At 56.6% G+C, this 1483-nt stretch carries 2 protein-coding genes; both read left to right on the top strand.

The window, feature by feature from the left end; genetic code table 11:
• On the top strand, positions 1-344 hold a 344-nt coding region (locus B5G37_RS15370), incomplete at its 5' end, for a hypothetical protein (RefSeq protein ID WP_087258943.1).
• A 3-nt stretch (positions 345-347) separates the two neighbouring features.
• A partial coding sequence (gene mobP3 / locus B5G37_RS14430) for a MobP3 family relaxase (protein ID WP_242962907.1) occupies positions 348-1483 on the top strand: 1136 nt, incomplete at its 3' end.

Below are 1483 nucleotides of genomic sequence, written 5' to 3'. Positions count from 1 at the left end.
AGCAAGTATATGCCGCAGACAACTGCAAGAGCCAGAGTGAATTTGTGGAAAAGGCAATTCAGTTCTACGCTGGCTACCTGAACACCAAGAACGCCAGCGCCTTCCTGCCCGAAGTTCTCTCCACGATCCTCATCGGCATCATGGATGACTTCGCACAGCGCATGGGCCGGATGCTCTACAAGCTGTCCGTGGAACAAAACCTGTGCAACCACATCCTCACCGCCGACACTGACATGGATCAGCGCACCTACCAGCTCATGCGTGGCCGGAGTGTGCGTGAGGTGGACAGCACCAACGGGCGCATCACCTTCAAGGAAGTGCTGGACTTCCAAAGGTCTGTGTAACCTGTGACGAAGCTGGTACAGAAAAGCGGCTACATCCAAGCTTCTAAGGCCGGCGGGTACATGAAGTACATTGCCACCCGTGAAGGAGTGGAGAAGTTGGTGGGCAACGGCCCGGCCACCAAAGGACAGCGGGAATTCATTCAGAAACTGCTCCATGACTTCCCCGATTCCAAAGAGCTGTTCGAGTATGAGGACTACTGCAAGACACCCACTCTGGGTACCGCCTCTGCATTCATCACCATGGCACTGGATTCCAACCTCCACGAGATTCATTCGGAGAGTGGGTATATGCAGTACATCGCTACCCGCCCCCGTGTACAGCGACGGGGCTCCCACGGGCTGTTCAGCGCCGCCCCTTCCGTGGATCTGGATGCCGCCATGTCCCAGCTGGAATCCCATGAGGGGAATGTGTGGACCCTCATCTACTCCCTCCGCCGTGAGGATGCGGCTCGGCTGGGGTACGACTACGCAGAGGCGTGGCGCTCCCTGCTGATGCGACACACAAAGGACTTAGCCCAGGCTATGAAAATCCCCGCCGATCACTTCCGCTGGTACGCAGCCTTCCACGACGAGGGACATCACCCTCACATTCACATGATGGTGTGGTCCGATCATCCCAAGGAGGGCTTCCTGTCCAGAGACGGCATTGCGGCCATGCGCTCCAAGCTGACCAACAGCATCTTCCGGGATGAGATGAATGCGCTCTACCAGAGAAAAGATGTTGCCTACAAGGAACTCACGGAGACGGCCCAGGACACCATGCGGGAGCTGATTCACAAGATGGCACATCAGCTGTGCGACAGCCCCATCATTGAGGAGAACATGGGCCAGCTGGTACAGGCCTTGGAAACCACAGGCGGAAAAAAGCAGTACGGCTATCTGAAGAAGCCCCTGAAGACCCTGGTGGACAACATTGTGAATGAGCTGGCCAAGCAGCCGGAGGTGGCCCAGTGCTACAAAGCCTGGAATCGCATTCGGGATGAGCTGAACCAGTGCTACAACAACACCCCCAGGGAGCATCTCCCCCTCTCTCAGCAGAAGGAGTTTCGCAAAATCAAAAACGATGTGATCCGGGAGGCCGAGAACATTCGTCTCGGCCTCCTGACCTTTGAAGATGAAGCCATGCGGGACGAACCAGA

The sequence above is a fragment of the Pseudoflavonifractor sp. An85 genome (assembly GCF_002161235.1).
Classification (GTDB): Bacteria; Bacillota; Clostridia; order Oscillospirales; family Oscillospiraceae; genus Enterenecus.
Note: the sequence above shows the minus strand (reverse complement) of the source record. Positions and strands in the feature narration are given on the sequence as shown.